15 protein-coding genes are annotated in these 16,834 nt (G+C 62.9%); 9 read left to right on the top strand and 6 right to left on the bottom strand.

Features of this window, described 5'->3' with window-relative positions:
• Position 1: 1 nt before the first annotated feature.
• Both Q1A32_RS21170 and Q1A32_RS21165 read left to right on the top strand, forming a co-directional pair.
• Positions 2 to 658, top strand: a complete 657-nt coding sequence (locus Q1A32_RS21170) for an MIP/aquaporin family protein (RefSeq protein ID WP_299657749.1) — start codon at positions 2 to 4, stop codon at positions 656 to 658.
• Positions 659 to 772: 114 nt separating this feature from the next.
• Positions 773 to 991, top strand: a complete 219-nt coding sequence (locus Q1A32_RS21165; protein WP_299612483.1) for a hypothetical protein — start codon at positions 773 to 775, stop codon at positions 989 to 991.
• Between the two features lie 2 nt (positions 992 to 993).
• On the opposite strand, the gene Q1A32_RS21160 is transcribed toward Q1A32_RS21165, so the two are convergent.
• Positions 994 to 1,617 carry a helix-turn-helix domain-containing protein gene (locus tag Q1A32_RS21160; protein ID WP_299657747.1) on the bottom strand — a complete coding sequence of 208 codons (624 nt, stop codon included), beginning with the start codon at positions 1,615 to 1,617 and terminating at the stop codon, positions 994 to 996.
• 44 nt (positions 1,618 to 1,661) lie between these two features.
• On the opposite strand from Q1A32_RS21160, the gene Q1A32_RS21155 reads away from it, so the two are divergent.
• The 3 genes from Q1A32_RS21155 to Q1A32_RS21145 all read left to right on the top strand — a co-directional run bounded on the left by Q1A32_RS21155 (position 1,662) and on the right by Q1A32_RS21145 (position 5,167).
• Positions 1,662 to 3,191 carry a class I adenylate-forming enzyme family protein gene (locus Q1A32_RS21155; RefSeq protein ID WP_299657745.1) on the top strand — a complete coding sequence of 510 codons (1,530 nt, stop codon included), beginning with the start codon at positions 1,662 to 1,664 and terminating at the stop codon, positions 3,189 to 3,191.
• Positions 3,184 to 3,837, top strand: a complete 654-nt coding sequence (locus tag Q1A32_RS21150) for a DsbA family oxidoreductase (protein ID WP_299612476.1) — start codon at positions 3,184 to 3,186, stop codon at positions 3,835 to 3,837. The genes Q1A32_RS21155 and Q1A32_RS21150 overlap by 8 nt, the downstream gene beginning before the upstream one ends.
• A 118-nt stretch (positions 3,838 to 3,955) precedes the next feature.
• Entirely contained in the window at positions 3,956 to 5,167 is a 1,212-nt protein-coding gene (locus tag Q1A32_RS21145; RefSeq protein WP_299612473.1) for a multidrug effflux MFS transporter, read from the top strand.
• Here Q1A32_RS21145 and mfd read toward each other — a convergent pair.
• Positions 5,164 to 8,616: a transcription-repair coupling factor gene (gene mfd, locus Q1A32_RS21140; RefSeq protein ID WP_299657743.1), complete on the bottom strand. Its 3,453-nt coding sequence runs from the start codon at positions 8,614 to 8,616 to the stop codon at positions 5,164 to 5,166. The genes Q1A32_RS21145 and mfd overlap by 4 nt on opposite strands.
• A gap of 61 nt (positions 8,617 to 8,677) precedes the next feature.
• A complete protein-coding gene (locus Q1A32_RS21135) occupies positions 8,678 to 9,205 on the bottom strand; it encodes a component of SufBCD complex (RefSeq protein ID WP_299657741.1) in 528 nt (175 codons plus the stop codon).
• Between the two features lie 139 nt (positions 9,206 to 9,344).
• On the opposite strand from Q1A32_RS21135, the gene hemB reads away from it, so the two are divergent.
• Positions 9,345 to 10,346: a porphobilinogen synthase gene (gene hemB / locus Q1A32_RS21130; RefSeq protein WP_299657739.1), complete on the top strand. Its 1,002-nt coding sequence runs from the start codon at positions 9,345 to 9,347 to the stop codon at positions 10,344 to 10,346.
• A 215-nt stretch (positions 10,347 to 10,561) separates the two neighbouring features.
• Positions 10,562 to 11,128 carry a YSC84-related protein gene (locus tag Q1A32_RS21125; protein ID WP_299612464.1) on the top strand — a complete coding sequence of 189 codons (567 nt, stop codon included), beginning with the start codon at positions 10,562 to 10,564 and terminating at the stop codon, positions 11,126 to 11,128.
• 156 nt (positions 11,129 to 11,284) lie between these two features.
• On the opposite strand, the gene Q1A32_RS21120 is transcribed toward Q1A32_RS21125, so the two are convergent.
• Complete coding sequence (locus tag Q1A32_RS21120; protein WP_299657737.1) at positions 11,285 to 12,157, bottom strand: NAD(P)-dependent oxidoreductase; 873 nt, start codon at positions 12,155 to 12,157, stop codon at positions 11,285 to 11,287.
• Between the two features lie 104 nt (positions 12,158 to 12,261).
• Here Q1A32_RS21120 and Q1A32_RS21115 point away from each other — a divergent pair, with 104 nt between their 5' ends.
• Both Q1A32_RS21115 and Q1A32_RS21110 read left to right on the top strand, forming a co-directional pair.
• Positions 12,262 to 14,727: a penicillin acylase family protein gene (locus Q1A32_RS21115; protein WP_299657735.1), complete on the top strand. Its 2,466-nt coding sequence runs from the start codon at positions 12,262 to 12,264 to the stop codon at positions 14,725 to 14,727.
• Positions 14,724 to 15,266 (top strand): pseudouridine synthase, encoded by a 543-nt coding sequence (locus tag Q1A32_RS21110; protein ID WP_299657733.1) that lies wholly within the window; start codon positions 14,724 to 14,726, stop codon positions 15,264 to 15,266. Before Q1A32_RS21115 ends, Q1A32_RS21110 begins: the two co-directional genes overlap by 4 nt.
• A gap of 34 nt (positions 15,267 to 15,300) precedes the next feature.
• On the opposite strand, the gene hflX is transcribed toward Q1A32_RS21110, so the two are convergent.
• Positions 15,301 to 16,572: a GTPase HflX gene (gene hflX / locus Q1A32_RS21105; RefSeq protein ID WP_299657731.1), complete on the bottom strand. Its 1,272-nt coding sequence runs from the start codon at positions 16,570 to 16,572 to the stop codon at positions 15,301 to 15,303.
• The gene (hfq, locus tag Q1A32_RS21100; RefSeq protein ID WP_007119530.1) at positions 16,572 to 16,811 is read right to left on the bottom strand and encodes an RNA chaperone Hfq; all 240 of its coding nucleotides are present in this window, start codon (positions 16,809 to 16,811) and stop codon (positions 16,572 to 16,574) included. The genes hflX and hfq overlap by 1 nt, the downstream gene beginning before the upstream one ends.
• Positions 16,812 to 16,834: the final 23 nt, after the last annotated feature.

Genomic DNA, 16,834 nt, shown 5'->3' with positions numbered 1-16,834 from the left:
CATGACGCACAAACTCTGGGCCGAGGGGCTGGGCACTGCCCTGCTCCTCATCGGTGTGGTCGGCTCCGGCATCATGGGGCAGACACTGGCAGGTGGTAATATCGCCATCGCCCTTCTGGCCAACGCGATTGCCACGGGCTGCATGCTCTACGTGATCATCACGGTACTGGGTCCGATCTCGGGGGCGCATTTCAACCCCGCCGTCACGCTGGCCTTCTGGTTTCGGGGCGAGATCACCACAAAGCCGGCATTGGCCTACGTGGCGGTGCAGATCGCAGGCGGCATCCTTGGCGTCTGGGCCACCCACGCCATGTTCGACCTGCCGATCCTGCAAACCTCCGAGACGCTGCACCGCACCGGCCCCGCGCAATGGTGGTCAGAAGGGGTTGCCACCTTTGGTCTGCTCTTTGTCATCTTCGGCGGGCTGCGGTCGCGACCCGACGCAGTGCCGACCCTCGTAGCGCTTTATATTACGGGCGCCTATTGGTTTACCTCGTCCACCAGCTTCGCAAATCCTGCCGTCACCATCGCTCGCGGGTTTTCCGACACGTTTGCAGGCATTTACCCCGGCCACGTGCCCGCCTTTATCGGTGCACAACTTCTGACCGTTGTGCTCGCCCATGCGATCTTGCGCAGGTTGTTTGCCGACAAAGGTTGAACTGGCCCGGAATTGGAATACTATTTGCCGCGTGGTGGATGTCTGGCCCGCTGTGGGAGGCGGTAGAGGACATGTGTTCAGCACATGGGACAACCCATAGCTTCGGGGGTACGCATGAACTGGAATGACCTGACCCGCAATTGGGCGGACAGCTATCGCGCGCTTTGCCAAGAGTTTCCAAAACTCGAACCCAGCGCGATGCCGTTTCTCAAAGCTGACCAAGACCGCTTTGAAAGCTATCTTGCCGCAACGCATGATATGTCACTGAAAGAGGCGCAGGACGCCTTTGACGCCTTCCTGCTGCGGCACGCGACGGTGGCTCAAACGGCCTGATCTCAGGCCAGCGACGTCACCCACAGGATCAGCGCGTCCTCGTCACTGACGGAGACGACATTGTGGCCCATGGTGGCATCATAATAGGCACTGTCACCGCGTCGCATGTCGACCGGCTCGTAAAACTCGGTATACAAACGGGCAACACCGGTCAGCACATACAGGAACTCTTCGCCATCGTGCCGCACCCAGCCGTCAAATTCGTCCATGGACCGCGCACGAACGCGGGCACGGTAGGGCAGCATCTGCTTCTTGGTCAGCGCCTCGGCCAGCAGCTCATGCTCATAGGTGACAGTGGCCTGCGCATTCCCCTGCCCCGACTGCGTCACCACCATACGCCCGTTGATCTGGCCCTTTTCGGGCGGCGTGAACAGTTGCGGCACGGAAATCTCAAGGCCCACGGCAAGCTTTTTCAGCGCCTCATAGGTGGGCGACATCTGACCGTTTTCAATCTTCGACAGGGTCGAGCGGGCCAACCCCGCCTGGTTCGCCGCCTGCTCCAGCGTCCAATCACGCGCCTTGCGCAACTCGCGCACGCGCGCGCCAAGGTCCAACGGCTCGGCGGTTTCATCCAGCCCCGTGGCACGGGCGATCTGGATCAGGGATTTGGGGTCTTTTCCTTGCATGGCGATCTCTATAGGACGCCGCACCTCACCATGCAACGGCACCCATGTTGAGCGTTGTGAACAGCGGCCACATGCCGCCCTGCCCGAGCCCGTTCAACATGGCCACACATGTGCTGCAACATGCCGACACACAGCCGGGAAAAATCGCTGTGACCGTCGTCGATGACGGCCGCGCGATAACCATGACCTACGGCGCGCTGCAACAGGCGGTTCTGGGCACAGGCGGCGGCTTTCTGGCGGCGGGATGCACTCCGGGCGACACGGTCCTGCTGCGCCTCGGCAATACGATCGACTTCCCCATTGCCTATCTAGGCGCCTTGGCCGTGGGTCTGGTGCCCATACCCACATCGGCGGCACTGACGGAAACCGAAGTGGCGCAGATCCTGCGCGAGCTGTCGCCGCGCCTGATCCTGCGTGATCCCGACGTGGCCTCGGCCCCCGGTGCGCCCGAGATCGGGCTGGCCACCCTGCAAGCCCTGCGCGATCACCCGCCCGCCGACTGGCACATGGATGATCCCGAGCGGCTTGGCTATGTCGTGTACACGTCGGGCACATCCGGCCAACCGCGCGCCGTCGCCCACGCACATCGCGCCATCTGGGCCAGACAGATGATGCACGACGGCTGGTACGGGCTGACAAGCGAAGATGTGCTGATGCACGCAGGCGCGTTCAACTGGACCTACACGCTTGGAACCGGGCTGATGGACCCGTGGACGGTGGGCGCAACCGCGATGATCCCGATGGCGGACACCGATCCCGCAAATCTCGGTGGGTTGATGGCACGGCACGGGGCCACGATCTTTGCCGCAGCTCCCGGCGTCTTCCGCCAGATGCTGGAGCGGTCGAGCCTCCCCCCGCTGCCCGCCTTGCGTCACGGCCTCAGCGCCGGAGAGAAATTGCCCCAAAGCATACGCGACGCATGGCACAAGGCGACAGGCACCGACATCTTCGAAGCCTACGGCATGTCAGAATGCTCCACCTTCATCTCGTCCTGTCCCGACAGCCCCGCCGCACCGGGCGCACTGGGGCAGCCGCAACCGGGGCGCCATGTCGCGATCCTTGGCGATGACGGCCCGACACTACGCGGAACACCCGGCACCATCGCCGTGCACCGGTCGGATCCCGGCCTGATGCTGGAATATCTGCACGCGCCCGAAGACACTGCCGCGCGCTTTCAGGACGACTGGTTCCTGACCGGCGATGTCGGGTCCATGGACGCAGACGGACACATCACCTATCTGGGCCGCAACGACGACATGATGAACGCAGGCGGCTACCGCGTTTCCCCCATCGAGGTCGAGGCGGCGCTTGCCGACGCGCCCGGACTGACGGGGGTCGGAGCGACCCAGATCGAGGTCAAACCCGGCGTCTTCATCATCGCGGCCTTTTACACAAGCCCCACCCCTCTGGACGAGGACAGCTTGCGTGCCTATGTCGGACAGAAGCTGGCGCGGTACAAACACCCCCGCGCATATGTTCACGTGCCGATGCTGCCCACGGGTGCCAATGGCAAGTTGGTCCGGCGGCGCCTGCCGCTGTTCTGGCCCAAAGATATGAAAGCACCCAATGCCTGAGCCCATCAAACTCGACATCATGTCCGACCCGATCTGCCCCTGGTGCTATATCGGCAAGGCCCATCTGGACCGCGCATTGCAGGCCAACCCGGACCACCCCTTCGTAATCGAATGGCACCCGTTCCAACTGAACCCCGACATGCCCGAAGACGGCATGGACCGGCGCGAATACCTTGAGACGAAATTCGGCGGCAAGGACGGAGCCGTGCGCGCATATGCGCCTGTGGTGGAGAATGCCGAAAAGGCCGGGCTCAAGATCGACTTTGAAGGGATGAAACGCACCCCCAACACCCTGGACGCACACCGCCTGATCCATTGGGCCGGGATCGAAGGCAAACAGACGGCTGCCGTGTCGGCCCTGTTCAAAGCCTATTTCGTCGAAACCCGCGACATCGGGGACCACGAAGTGCTGGCCGACATCGCGGACGGGATCGGCATGGATGCCAGCGTCGTGCTGCGCCTGCTGTCGTCAGATGCGGACCGCGACGACATCTCCGCACGCGATGCTCACAGCCGCCAAATGGGCATCGGATCCGTTCCAACCTTCATCGTGGCCAACAAACACGCGGTCCCGGGCGCACAACCGCCCGAACTTTGGGCAAAGGTCATCACCGAATTAAGTCAGACAGCAGGCAGCGACGCCTGATCGTTCACAATTTAACCATTTGGTCGATTTTCAACCTTAAGTCGTTGCCATTCCCTGCCGGCGCCGCCAAGGTGCCGCGCAATAGCGTCACCATGCGCCGAACAGAGCAAGACACACTTTGACCGACCCCGAGGGACAACGACTTGGCAAACTGGAATTCATCGCCCTGATGGCGATGATGTTTGCGACGATTGCCTTTTCCATCGACGCGATGCTGCCCGCGCTGCCCGCCATCGCAGAAGAGATCGCGCCCGGCGGCGTGGCACAGGCGGCTCTGGTGATGACCTTTTTTGTCATCGGCATGGGTGCGGGCACCTTCTTTACCGGTCCCCTGTCCGACGCCATCGGGCGCAAGCCCGTGGTCTATGTGGGCCTCGCCATCTACGCGCTTGGCGCGGTGCTGAGCTGGATTGCCCCGACCCTTGAGTTGATGTTGGCCGCCCGGATCCTTCAGGGCCTTGGCGCGGCAGGCCCGCGCGTGGTGTCCACGGCCATCATCCGCGATCTCTACAGCGGGCGGGCCATGGCAAGCATCCTTTCGCTGACGATGATGGTGTTCCTGCTTGTCCCGGCCATCGCGCCGCTGCTGGGCCAGATCATCACCGATGCCGCCGGGTGGCGGGCCATCTTCCCGGCCTTCCTGATCTTTGCGGTCCTGCTGCTGTTCTGGTTCGGCAACCGCATGTCGGAAACCCTTCCTCCGCAGGATCGCCGCCCGCTGCGCTGGCCGCTGATGAAGGATTCGGTGCGCCAGATGTTTGCCCACCGCACGGTGCGGCTGTCCATTCTCGTCCAGACATTGATGCTCATGATCCTCTTTTCGATCCTGACCATGGTGCAACCCATCTTCGAGGTTTCCTTTGACCGCGCCGACAGTTTTCCGCTGTGGTTCGGCGGCATTGCACTCGCCTCCGGTGTCTCAAGCCTGCTCAATGCCGCCATCGTGGGCCGGTTTGGCATGCGCAAACTGGTGACGTGGGCGCTGGCCGCCCAAGTCGTGATATCAACCGTGTTCGTGTTCTGGATGATCGCCGACATGCCCGGACTCTTTGCCTTCTACATCTTCTGGCAATGGGGTGTCATGTTTCAGGGTGGTCTGACCGTCGCCAATCTGAACGCCATCGCGATGGAGCCGATGGGCCATATCGCTGGCACCGCCGCATCCGTCATCGGTGCCGTTTCCACCGTGTTGGGCGCAGCGCTTGCATCGCCCGTTGGCCTGATGTTCGACGGCACCCCCATGCCGCTTGTCGCCACCGTTCTGGTGGCCTGCATCTGCGCCTCGGTGTTCATGCAACAGATGCGCCGCGCGGAAGAGGCGCTGGTCTAGGCCTTCGCCTTCTTCTTTTGCGCCACGACCTTCTCGGCCAGATCGCGGGCAATCGCGAACGCACCCTTGATCTTGTCCGCGTCGTTCTTCCAGTCCCGCCGTACAACGATCTTGTTGTCGCGCACCTTGGCCATGCCGCGCTGGTCCTGAATGAATTCCACCAGCCCCTCGGGCGAGGCGAACTTGTCATTGTGGAACTGGATCGTTGCCCCTTTCGGCCCGCCATCCAGCTTCGCAATCCCTGCCCGCTTGCACATCGCCTTGATGCGCACGACCAGCATCAGCGTATTCACTTCCTTCGGCAGCTTGCCAAAGCGATCGATCAGCTCAGCCGCAAAGCCCTCCAACTCCACCTTCGTGGTCAGGTCGGACAGACGACGGTACAGACCCAAACGCACGTCCAGATCGGGCACATAGGCTTCGGGGATCAGCACAGGCACACCCAGATTGATCTGCGGCGCCCATTGCCCGTCCTCTTCCAGCAGGCCCTCCATCTCGCCCGCCTTGATCTTGCCAATCGCCTCTTCCAGCATCGATTGGTACAGCTCAAAACCCACATCGCGCATCTGGCCCGACTGTTCCTCACCCAGCAGGTTGCCCGCCCCGCGAATATCGAGGTCCTGGGAGGCCAGCGTAAACCCGGCCCCCAACGTATCAAGCGAGCCCAACACCCGCAGCCGCTTCTCCGCCGTGGTGGTCAGCTTCGCCCGCGGCTTGGTCGTGAGGTACGCATAGGCCCGCGTCTTCGACCGCCCCACCCGGCCGCGGATCTGGTAAAGCTGCGCCAGACCAAACATATCCGCCCGGTGGATCACCATCGTATTGGCCGTCGGAATATCCAGACCCGATTCCACAATCGTCGTCGCCAACAGCACATCGAACTTGCCGTCGTAAAACGCGTTCATGCGGTCATCCAACTCGCCCGCAGCCATCTGCCCGTGGGCCACGACGTAGGTCAGTTCCGGCAGTTGCTCCTTCAGGAACTCCTCGATCTCCGGCAGATCGCTGATGCGCGGCACAACATAAAAAGACTGCCCGCCCCGATAATGCTCCCGCAGCAACGCCTCGCGAATGGTCACAGCATCAAACTCGGACACATAGGTGCGGATCGCCAAACGGTCGACCGGTGGCGTCCCGATGATCGACAGATCGCGTACGCCCGTCAGCGACAGTTGCAAGGTCCGCGGAATGGGCGTCGCCGTCAGGGTCAGCACATGCACGTCCGACCGCATCTGCTTCAGCCGCTCCTTGTGGCCCACCCCAAATTTCTGTTCCTCATCAATGACAAGCAAGCCAAGATTGCGGAACCGCACGCCCTTCGCCAGCAGCGCATGGGTGCCCACAACAATATCCGCCGTGCCCTTCGACATGCCCTCACGGGTCATCGCGGCATCCTTGGCACTGACAAAGCGGCTGAGCTGCCGCACTTCGATGGGAAAACCCCGGAAGCGTTCCGCAAAGCTCTTGTAATGCTGCCGCGCCAACAGCGTCGTGGGCGCAATAATCGCCACCTGCACGCCCGACATGGCCGCCACAAAGGCCGCGCGCATCGCCACTTCGGTCTTGCCAAAGCCCACGTCGCCGCAAATCAATCGGTCCATCGGCTGGCCCGCCGTCAGATCGTCCATCACGGCGGCAATGGCATTCAACTGATCATCCGTCTCCTGATAGGGGAAGCGCGCCGCAAACGCGTCCCACATACCCGGCGGCGGCTCAAGGATCGGCGCCTTGCGCAGCGCACGTTCGGCCGCAATCCGAATAAGCCGATCCGCCATCTCGCGGATACGCTCTTTCAGCTTGGCCTTCTTGGCCTGCCACGCACCACCGCCCAAACGGTCCAGCAAGCCCTCTTCATGCCCGTACCGGGACAAAAGCTCGATATTCTCGACGGGCAAGTACAGCTTCGACCGCTCCGCATATTCAAGCAGCAGGCATTCATGCGCGGCCCCGGCGGCGGTCACCACCTCCATCCCCTGATAGCGGCCAATCCCGTGATCCACATGGACCACCAGATCGCCAGGAGACAGCGATTGCGTCTCGGTCAGGAAATTCTCGGCCCTGCGCTTTTTCTTCGGCTGGCGGATCAGGCGATCCCCCAGCACGTCCTGCTCGGAAATCACGGTCAGGCCGGGGGCCTCAAACCCATGCTCCAACGCCCAAACGGTCAGATGCAGGCCACGCTTTCCCACACGGGTGGCATTCGGGATCGGCACAACTTCTGCCAACCCCTCGTCCTCGATCAGCCCGGTCAGACGTTCGCGCGCACCTTCGGAGTAGCTCGCGATGACAACAGGCCCATCCGCCATCTTCGCTTTAACATGGGACGCCAAAGCCCCGAAAAGGCTTACCGATTCCTGTTGGCGCTCCGGCGAGAAATTCCGCCCGATCCGCCCACCCGCATCCGTCACGCCGGGGCCCGTCGCCTGTGGCAGCTGCGCAAAGGACAACACACGAAAGCCCGCGACCGCCGCCTCCCACGCCGCATCGTCCAGATACAGACCACCCGGTGACGCAGGCTTGTAGACCGAATCCATCTTCGACCGGTTCTGCATCGCGAGCCGCCGCGTCTCGTACTGGTCCTCGATGCTCTCCCACCGCGCCAAACGGCTGGGCGTCACCTGATCATCCAGCGTGATCGTGGCCCCCGGCAGATAATCAAAGAGCGTATCCAACCCATCATGGAACAGCGGCAACCAATGCTCCGCCCCCTGATGCTTGCGCCCGGCACTGACCGCCTCGTACAGCGGATCGTCCGTGCCAGCCGCGCCAAATTCCAACCGGTAGTTCTGCCGAAACCGCGTGATTGCGGCGTCGTCCAGAATGACCTCGGACACGGGCGCCAACTCGATCACATCCAGCTTTTCAGTTGTGCGCTGCGTTGCCGGATCAAAGCGGCGCGCGCCATCCAGCACATCGCCAAACAGATCAAGCCGCACAGGGCCCAGATCCCCCGGCGGATAGATATCAATGATGCCGCCGCGAATGGCATAATCGCCCGGCTCCATCACCGTGGGGCTTTGCACAAATCCCATACGCACCAGGAAGTTACGCAGTGCCGCTTCATCCACCCGGTTGCCCACGCTGGCGGAAAACGCAGCCTCCCGCAGCAGGTCCCGCGCAGGCACCCGCTGCGTCGCCGCATTGAGGGTCGTCAATAGAACAAACCGCTCCGGCATCCCGTGCACAAGCGCGGCCAAGGTTGCCATCCGCTGGGCGGAGATATCGGCATTGGGCGACACCCGGTCATAGGGCAGGCAATCCCAGCCCGGAAACACCAGCACCGGCATGTCAGGCGCAAAAAAGCGCAACGCCGCCTGCATCGCCGCCAACCGCTTGTCATCGCGTGCCACGTGGCAGACAGGTCCACCCTTCGCGACCTCATCAAGGATCAGCTTGGCGTCAAACCCCTCGGGCGCGCCGGACACGGTGATATGGGACTGTTCGGACATGAAACTCGTCAGGCAGCGGGTGGGATCAAGAGGGTTTCAATTGGGGCTTTCGCCCGCGCTGTCAACCGCCCAACGGCCCGACAGCCATGTTTTGGTACATCCCCCACAGCGCGGTGACAAAGATGGACACCATGCCGATGGCCTGCACAATGGTCCGATGCCGCGTCAGCCGCCGCCAAAGCACCTCGCCCGTGGCCTGCTCATCCTGGATCAGGCGGGCGGTGGACAGGTTCAATGCGCCCACAAGGCTCATGGGAAAGCCCAACAGGAACAGGGCTTGCGCAAACTCAACGTCATAGAGGAACCCCATCAGCGCCAACCCCGTCAGCACGAAACAGGCAATGCCCAACAGCCAAAGTCCTGAGACAGACCCGATGAACAGCAACCGATTGGTGTTGATACGTACGAGGTCCTCAAGGTCCTCCGCCGTCTGCCCGCCATGCTTGCGCGCGCGAGATACCATGTCGTAAGGCACACCCAGCACCCAGTGGCTGGCCGTCGACCACACAACCGCCAGCGCGATCCAGAACCACAGGTTCGAGAACGAGCGCATATCGATCAATTCAAAGACAGTGTCGTACCAGTCCACGCGTCGTCCTGTTGCCCCGCGCCGGGGTCTTCTTGCTTCTCTGGGGTCCCTCTTAGCGCGGGCGAACGTCGGTGCCTAGACTTGGCAAGCGCAAAAAACCATGGCACCCATGCACTGTCACTCAAACTGGACACCTTCCATGCGCCCCACCCAAGCCCCTTATCCCATCACACGCCTGCGCCGCACCCGCCAAAGCCCCGCAATCCGCGGTATGGTTCGGCAGAACACGCTCACGGTCGATGACTTCATCTGGCCCGTCTTCGTGCGCTCCGGTGAAGGGATCGAGGAGCCGATCCCGTCCATGCCCGGCGTCGTCCGCCGCTCCGTCGACAAGGTCGCCCTCGCCGCGCGCGAGGCCGCAGATCTGGGCATCCCGGCGATCTGCATCTTCCCCTACACCGGGCTTGAGGAACGGACCGAGGATTGCGCGGGCGCCTGGGACCCCGACAACCACGCCAACCGCGCCATCCGCGCGATCAAACAGGCTGTGCCCGAGATCGCAATCATGACGGACGTGGCGCTCGACACATACAACATCAACGGCCATGACGGCTTTGTCGAAGACGGCGAGATCGTGAACGACCGCACAGTCGACGCACTAGTGAAAATGGCCCTGTCCCAGGCCGAGGCCGGTGCCGATATCATCGGCCCTTCGGACATGATGGACGGACGCATCGGTGCCATCCGCGCGGCTCTCGAAGGGGCGAGCCACCAGAACGTGATGATCCTCAGCTATGCCGCCAAATACGCGTCAGCCTTCTATGGCCCCTTCCGCGACGCGGTCGGCGCATCGGGCGCACTGACAGGGGACAAGAAAACCTACCAGATGGACCCCGCCAATTCGGACGAAGCGATGCGGCTGATCGAACGCGATCTGGCCGAGGGCGCGGACATGGTCATGGTCAAACCCGGCCTGCCCTATCTCGACATCTGCCGCCGCGCCCGCGACACCTTCGGCGCACCCACCTTCGCCTACCAGGTGTCCGGTGAATACGCGATGATCAAGGCCGCTGCACAAAACGGCTGGGTGGACCACGACCGGGTGATGATGGAAAGCCTCATGGCGTTCAAACGCGCAGGCTGCGACGGCATCCTGACCTACTTCGCGCCTGCAGCGGCACGGCTGCTGAACGGCGCGTAGCGGGCACCGGACAGACAACGATTGCAGAACGGTCCTCATGTACCGTTCACGAAAATAGCGGGAGTGAGGCAAAGCCGCGCGTCAAAGCCCCTTTTTTCCCCGGCAAAATCCCGCCAAAACACCACCGCATAGTGACAGACCCACCCAATCGGCGTATATCTGCACATAAGCGCGGGCAAACCGCGCAAAACCAAGAGCTATACAGGCGGTTCAAGATGAAAACGAACGGGATCTCGCGGCGGGCATTCGCCGCAGGGGCGTTGGCGGGCACAGGCGTGCTGGCAGCATGTGGGAATGGCATTGGCAGCCGGGGCGGGTCACTGATCGACAGCCGCGTCGATGTCACGCTGGAAGAAATGTACCGCACCTACCCCAACACGGTGCAACTGTCGCAAAAGGCAAACGGCATGCTTGTCATGCCGCTGGTGACCGAGGCCGGGCTTGGCTTTGGCGGGGCCTACGGTCGCGGCGCACTGCGCGTGGACAATGCGACGGTCGACTACTACTCGGTGGTCAAGGGTTCAGGCGGCCTGCAAATCGGCGCGCAGCAATTTGCGCATGTGCTGTTCTTCATGACCCAAGAGGCGCTGACAGAGTTTCGGCGTGGGCCAGGTTGGGCGGCAGGAGCTGACCTCGAATACGTGATTTCCGACCAGGGCGACAGCGTCGCGGCAGACACGACAACAGCCCTGTCGCCGGTGCTGGCCGCCGTGTTCGCCCGCGCAGGCCTGCGCATCGGCGCGACACTCGAAGGCACCAAATACACGCGGATCATTCCATAGCCGGTCGTGGCTGCGCAGGCAGACACGACCAGTGGCAAGGGTAGCTTTTCAAGGAAAAACCGCCAGCCACACCCCCGATCATCCGGGCACTTTTTTTATTGGGCTGGTGGGTGGGCGAATTGGCGCAGCCAAGAGTGCACCCGCCAACCCAAAGCATCATCCGATATTGCGCAGCCGCTTGAACAGGCTTGACGTATCCCAACGCCCGCCGCCCATCTTCTGCACATCCTTGTAGAACTGGTCCACCAGCGCCGTCACCGGCAGGCTGGCCCCGTTCTCATCTGCTGTATCCAGACAAATGCCCAGATCCTTGCGCATCCAGTCCGTGGCAAAGCCATGCTCGAAATGATCGTCCAGCATGGTCTCGTACCGGTTCGACATCTGCCAGGACCCAGCCGCACCTTGTGAAATCACCTCAACCACGGCACGCCCGTCCAGACCGGCCTTCTCGGCAAAATGCAGCGCCTCGGACAGGCCCTGCACCAGCCCCGCAATGGCAATCTGATTGCACATCTTGGTCATCTGGCCCGCACCGCTGTCCCCGATGCGACGGCACAGCTTGGCATAGGCGGCCATGATCGGCTCGGCCCGTGCATACGCCCCCTGATCACCACCGCACATGATCGACAACTGCCCGTTTTCGGCCCCCGCCTGTCCGCCTGAAATGGGCGCATCGACAAAGCTGATCTGCTTGTCGTCGGCAGCGGCATACATCTCGGCCGTGACCTTGGCCGACACCGTGGTGTGATCGACGAACACCGCCCCCGACCCCATCCCGGCAAAGGCCCCATCGTCGCCCAGACAGACCGAGCGCAGATCATCATCGTTGCCCACACAGGCCATCACGAAATCCGCCCCCGCTGCTGCCGCACGCGGTGTCGTCGCCATGGCCCCGCCATGATCATCGACCCAGTCCTGCGCCTTCGCAGCGGTGCGGTTGTACACCGTCACATCATGACCCGCTTTCAACAAATGCCCCGCCATCGGCGCACCCATCACGCCCATCCCCAAAAATGCCATTTTCGCCATGATGATCCCTCGTCTTTTTGCGCCGCCCTTGGCTTGCGCTTCTGTCTCTGCCTACCTAACAGTCATGGCCCAAGGGTCAACGCGTCAGGACAGGGGCAGACAGCATGGCAGTGGTGTTTCAATGGCTGGTCCGCCTGACCGCAGGGGTGATCGTACTGGCCGTTCTGGGGGTGGGCATGGTCTATTACCTCGCCGCCCGGTCGCTGCCCAATTACGACGCCCGCGTGCGGGTGCCCGCCATCTCCGCCCCGGTCGAGATTGTGCGCGACAACGCCAATGTCCCCCATGTTTTCGGTGAGACGGACACAGACGTATTCCACGGCCTCGGCTTTGCCCATGCCCAGGACCGGCTGTGGCAAATGATGATGCTGCGGCGCACGGCTCAAGGACGGCTGAGCGAGCTGTTCGGCACCGCCACCGTCGACATCGACAGCTTCATCCGCCGCCTCGACATCTACCGCCTCTCGGTCCAGTCGGTCGATGCCCAGGATCAGGCCACCCGCGCCGCCCTTGAGGCCTATGCCTCCGGCGTGAATGCAAGGCTCGACCAGATCAACGCCGAAGCTCTGGGGCGTGGCGCGCCGGAGATGTTCCTCTTCAACACGCCGCTGGCCCCATGGCGGCCCGCCGACAGCATCGCCATCGCCAAACTGATGGGCCTGCAACTGTCCGGCCACCTGAGCGAAGAGGTCCTGCGCGCCCGCATGTCCCTCGCCCTCGACGACCCCGCAAGGCTGGCCGACATCCTGCCCGATGTGCCCGGCGAAGGGATCGCCAGCCTGCCCGAATACGCAGCCCTCGTGCCCGGAGCCACGCCCACATACGCCGCCGCAGACGAAAATGCGCACCCGCTCTCCCCCTTCAAACCGCGCGGCTTTGCAGGGGCCTCCAACGCATGGGCCGCTGCCGCCGCGCGCTCCGCCTCCGGGGGCACATTGCTCGCCAACGACCCGCATCTGGGCTTTTCCGCCCCGGCGATCTGGTATCTTGCACGCTTGGAATTGCAGACCGGTGGTGTGATTGGCGGCACCATTCCCGGCATGCCCACCGTGCTCACAGGCCGCTCGGACCGCCTCGGCTGGGGCCTCACGACGGCCTATGTCGATGATCAGGACGTGTTCATCGAAGAGTTGAATCCCGAAAACCCGCAAGAGTATCGCACCCCGACCGGCTGGAAGGCATTCGAAAGCCGCGACTCCATCCTGCAAATCGCAGATGCAGACCCGGTCACGCTTACCCTGCGCTGGACCGAAAACGGCCCCGTCCTGCCCGGCAGCGTCCGCAACCTCCGCACCGTCACACCGCCCGGCCACGTTGCCGCCCTCAGCTGGACCGTCCTCAGTCCCAATGACACATCGCTCACCGCGGCCCTCGGCATCATGAAGGCGCAAACGGTGGCCGAAGCCATCACCGCGGGCGAGGCTTACATCGCCCCCGCCCAGAACATCACGCTTGTGGATCGCGGCTCCATCGCCATGAAGACCATCGGCGCGGTGCCCAACCGGAATGAGGCGCACCAAAGCCAGGGCCGTCTGCCGTCCCTTGGCTGGCGGACCGAGAACCGCTGGCAGGGCCGCATGGCCTACACCTCCAACCCCGGTTTCGTCTCTCCCGTGGGCGGCATTCTCGGCAACACCAACAACAAGACGGTCGACCGCCCCTTCCCCAACCACATCAGCTTTGTCTGGGGGGACACGCAACGGGTGCAACGCTGGCGCAGGCTGATGCAGGCCCGCGAGGTCCACACCCGCGACAGTTTCATCGAAGCGCAGCTTGATACAGTCAGCTTCACCGCCCGCTCGCTCCTGCCGCTCATCGGGGCAGAGCTGTGGTTCACCGGCGAAGCCGCCCCCGCAGGCACCCCCGAACGCCAGCGCCAACGCGCCCTGTCCCTGCTCGCCGAATGGAATGGCGAGATGAACGAACACTGGCCCGAACCGTTGATCTACGCCGCATGGCTGCGCAAGCTGCAGGACCGGCTGATCCGCGACGAACTTGGCCCCATGGCCGACACGTTCAGCCATGTGGAGCCGCTCTTCATCGAACGCGCCTTCCGCAACGTGGATGGTGCGGGCGTCTGGTGCGACGTCCAAAGGTCCGCGCCCGTGGAAACCTGCCCCGACATGGCCCGCCTCGCCCTCGACGACGCCCTGCTCGACATCAACGAAACCTATGGCAGCCAACTGGAATCCTTGCGCTGGGGGGATGCGCACCAAGCCACGCACGACCACCAAGTGCTGGGTGAGGTCCCGATCCTGCGCTTCTTCGTCAACATCCGCCAGAGTACGTCCGGGGGTGACAACACCCTGCTGCGCGGGCTGACAAAAGGCACCGGCCCCGACCCGTTCCGCAACGTGCACGGTGCAGGCTACCGGGGCGTCTACGACTTCGCGGATCCCAACAGTTCCGTCTTCGTGATCTCCACCGGCCAGTCGGGCCACTTCCTGTCGCGCCACTACGACGATCTGGCGCAACTGTGGCGGCGCGGCGAATACATCCCCATGTCGCTCGACGAAGGGCTCGCACGGGCTGCAGCCGTTGGCATCACACGGCTCGAACCGCTCCAGTGACGACAATCCTCTTCAACAAACCCTTCGGCGTGCTGTCGCAATTCACCGACAAGGGCACCGAAGGGTCACCGCGCCCCACACTCTCCAACTACATCGACATGCCCGGCGTCTACCCGGCGGGCAGGCTCGACCGTGACAGCGAAGGGCTCATGGTGCTGACCAGCGATGGCAAATTGCAGGCCAAGATCGCACACCCCAAATACAAAGCGCCCAAAACGTACCTCGCACAGGTCGAAGGCACGATCACCGACGCAGCCCTCACCCAACTGCGCACAGGCGTCACGCTCAAAGACGGCCCAACCAAACCCGCCAAGGCCCGCGCCATCTCCGCGCCCGACATCTGGGACCGCGACCCACCCATCCGGGTGCGCAAATCCATCCCCGACAGCTGGCTCGAACTCACGCTCACCGAAGGACGCAACCGACAGGTCAGGCGGATGACAGCCCATGTGGGCTTCCCGACACTTAGACTCATCCGCGTGCAAATCGGCGATTGGCGACTGGACGGCCTAAGCCCCGGTCAATGGCGCAGCGTATAACCCAGTTAGGCGCAGGTGTCCTGCGCCCCGCCCGTCAAAGCCCGTCGAACCGCGCCTTCTGGATTGCCGTCCAGCGCAGATCAAGCTCGAACCCGTCCTCGCCCTGCCGCTCTTCCAGAACAACATCCTGCTCGAACAGCCACGCGCGCTTGCGGCCCTCGGCGTAAGGCAACACAAGCGTCTCCTCGACCACAGCGCCCTGCAACGTCTCCGCCACCTGGGTCAAAAGCGTGTCGATCCCCTCGCCCGTAATCGCGGACATGGCAAAGACACCCTCGTCGCGCTCAGCGCGCGCACGGGCGGCGTCGGCCTCCTCGTCAGGCAACAGATCAATCTTGTTCCAGACCTCGAACATCTCACGGCCCTCGCCAACACCCAGATCGGTCAGGATCGTGCGCACATCGGCGGCCTGCGCCTCCGTCTCGGGATGCGAGATATCGCGCACATGCAGGATGATATCGGCCGCCAATACCTCTTCCAAAGTGGCCCGGAACGACGCCACCAATTCGGTTGGCAGGTCAGAGATAAAGCCAACCGTGTCCGACAGGATCACCTCAGGCCCATCTTCCAGCTCGACCCGGCGCATGGTCGGGTCCAGCGTGGCAAACAGCATGTCCTTCGCCATCACATCCGCCCCCGTCAACCGGTTGAAGAGTGTGGATTTCCCGGCATTGGTATAGCCCACCAACGCGACAATCGGATACGGCACCTTGGCGCGTGCTGCACGGTGCAGCGTGCGCGTCTTGACCACCTTCTCAAGCTGCCGCTTCAGGCGCACCAGTTGCGTGTCGATGGCACGGCGGTCGGCCTCGATCTGCGTCTCACCGGGACCACCGACAAACCCCAATCCACCGCGCTGACGCTCAAGGTGGGTCCAGGCGCGGACCAGCCGCGTGCGCTGATAACTCAGGGCCGCCATCTCGACCTGCAACACACCTTCGCGGGTGGCGGCACGGTCGCTGAAAATCTCAAGGATCAGACCGGTCCGGTCGAGCAATTTGACCTTCCACGCCTTCTCTAGATTGCGCTGCTGCACGGGCGTGACGGGCCCGTCGATCAGAACAAGCTCAACTTCTGCGTCGTGCAACCGCTGCGCCAATTCCTCGATCTTGCCCGACCCGAACAACAGGCCTGCGCGCACGCGCGGCAACGGCACAATCTCACTGCCCACAACTTCAAGCTCGGGCAGCGCATGGGCAAGTGACACGGCTTCGGCCAGCGCGAATTTGGCCCCGCGCCGGTTCGGATCTGATTTGATATCGGGGTGGAGCACCCACGCACGGGTGAACTCCGGCAACTCACCCATCAAGAAGCGTCTTCGCCCTCATACAGGCTGATCGGCTGGCTTGGCATGATGGTCGAGATGGCGTGCTTGTACACAAGCTGGCTTTGACCATCCCGGCGCAGCAACACGCAGAAATTGTCGAACCACGTGATAACGCCCTGCAATTTCACACCATTGATCAGGAAAATTGTCACGGGCACCTTTGTCTTGCGCACGTGATTCAGGAATGCATCCTGCAAGTTCTGTCGGTCCGAAGCCATGTCGGTAAGCCCTTTTTTTCTTG

It is taken from the genome of uncultured Tateyamaria sp. (assembly GCF_947503415.1).
In the GTDB taxonomy this organism is placed as follows: domain Bacteria; phylum Pseudomonadota; class Alphaproteobacteria; order Rhodobacterales; family Rhodobacteraceae; genus Tateyamaria.
Note: the sequence above shows the minus strand (reverse complement) of the source record. Positions and strands in the feature narration are given on the sequence as shown.

What these genes read in the sequence shown, in the direction of transcription:
- Q1A32_RS21120 (WP_299657737.1), bottom strand. Translation starts at nt 12,157, where the DNA reads ATGGCGAAAATGGCATTTTTGGGGATGGGCGTGATGGGTGCGCCGATG.
- Q1A32_RS21150 (WP_299612476.1), top strand. Translation starts at nt 3,184, where the DNA reads ATGCCTGAGCCCATCAAACTCGACATCATGTCCGACCCGATCTGCCCC.
- Q1A32_RS21115 (WP_299657735.1), top strand. Translation starts at nt 12,262, where the DNA reads ATGGCAGTGGTGTTTCAATGGCTGGTCCGCCTGACCGCAGGGGTGATC.
- Q1A32_RS21160 (WP_299657747.1), bottom strand. Translation starts at nt 1,617, where the DNA reads ATGCAAGGAAAAGACCCCAAATCCCTGATCCAGATCGCCCGTGCCACG.
- hfq (WP_007119530.1), bottom strand. Translation starts at nt 16,811, where the DNA reads ATGGCTTCGGACCGACAGAACTTGCAGGATGCATTCCTGAATCACGTG.
- Q1A32_RS21155 (WP_299657745.1), top strand. Translation starts at nt 1,662, where the DNA reads ATGTTGAGCGTTGTGAACAGCGGCCACATGCCGCCCTGCCCGAGCCCG.
- hflX (WP_299657731.1), bottom strand. Translation starts at nt 16,572, where the DNA reads ATGGGTGAGTTGCCGGAGTTCACCCGTGCGTGGGTGCTCCACCCCGAT.
- Q1A32_RS21165 (WP_299612483.1), top strand. Translation starts at nt 773, where the DNA reads ATGAACTGGAATGACCTGACCCGCAATTGGGCGGACAGCTATCGCGCG.
- Q1A32_RS21125 (WP_299612464.1), top strand. Translation starts at nt 10,562, where the DNA reads ATGAAAACGAACGGGATCTCGCGGCGGGCATTCGCCGCAGGGGCGTTG.
- mfd (WP_299657743.1), bottom strand. Translation starts at nt 8,616, where the DNA reads ATGTCCGAACAGTCCCATATCACCGTGTCCGGCGCGCCCGAGGGGTTT.
- Q1A32_RS21170 (WP_299657749.1), top strand. Translation starts at nt 2, where the DNA reads ATGACGCACAAACTCTGGGCCGAGGGGCTGGGCACTGCCCTGCTCCTC.
- hemB (WP_299657739.1), top strand. Translation starts at nt 9,345, where the DNA reads ATGCGCCCCACCCAAGCCCCTTATCCCATCACACGCCTGCGCCGCACC.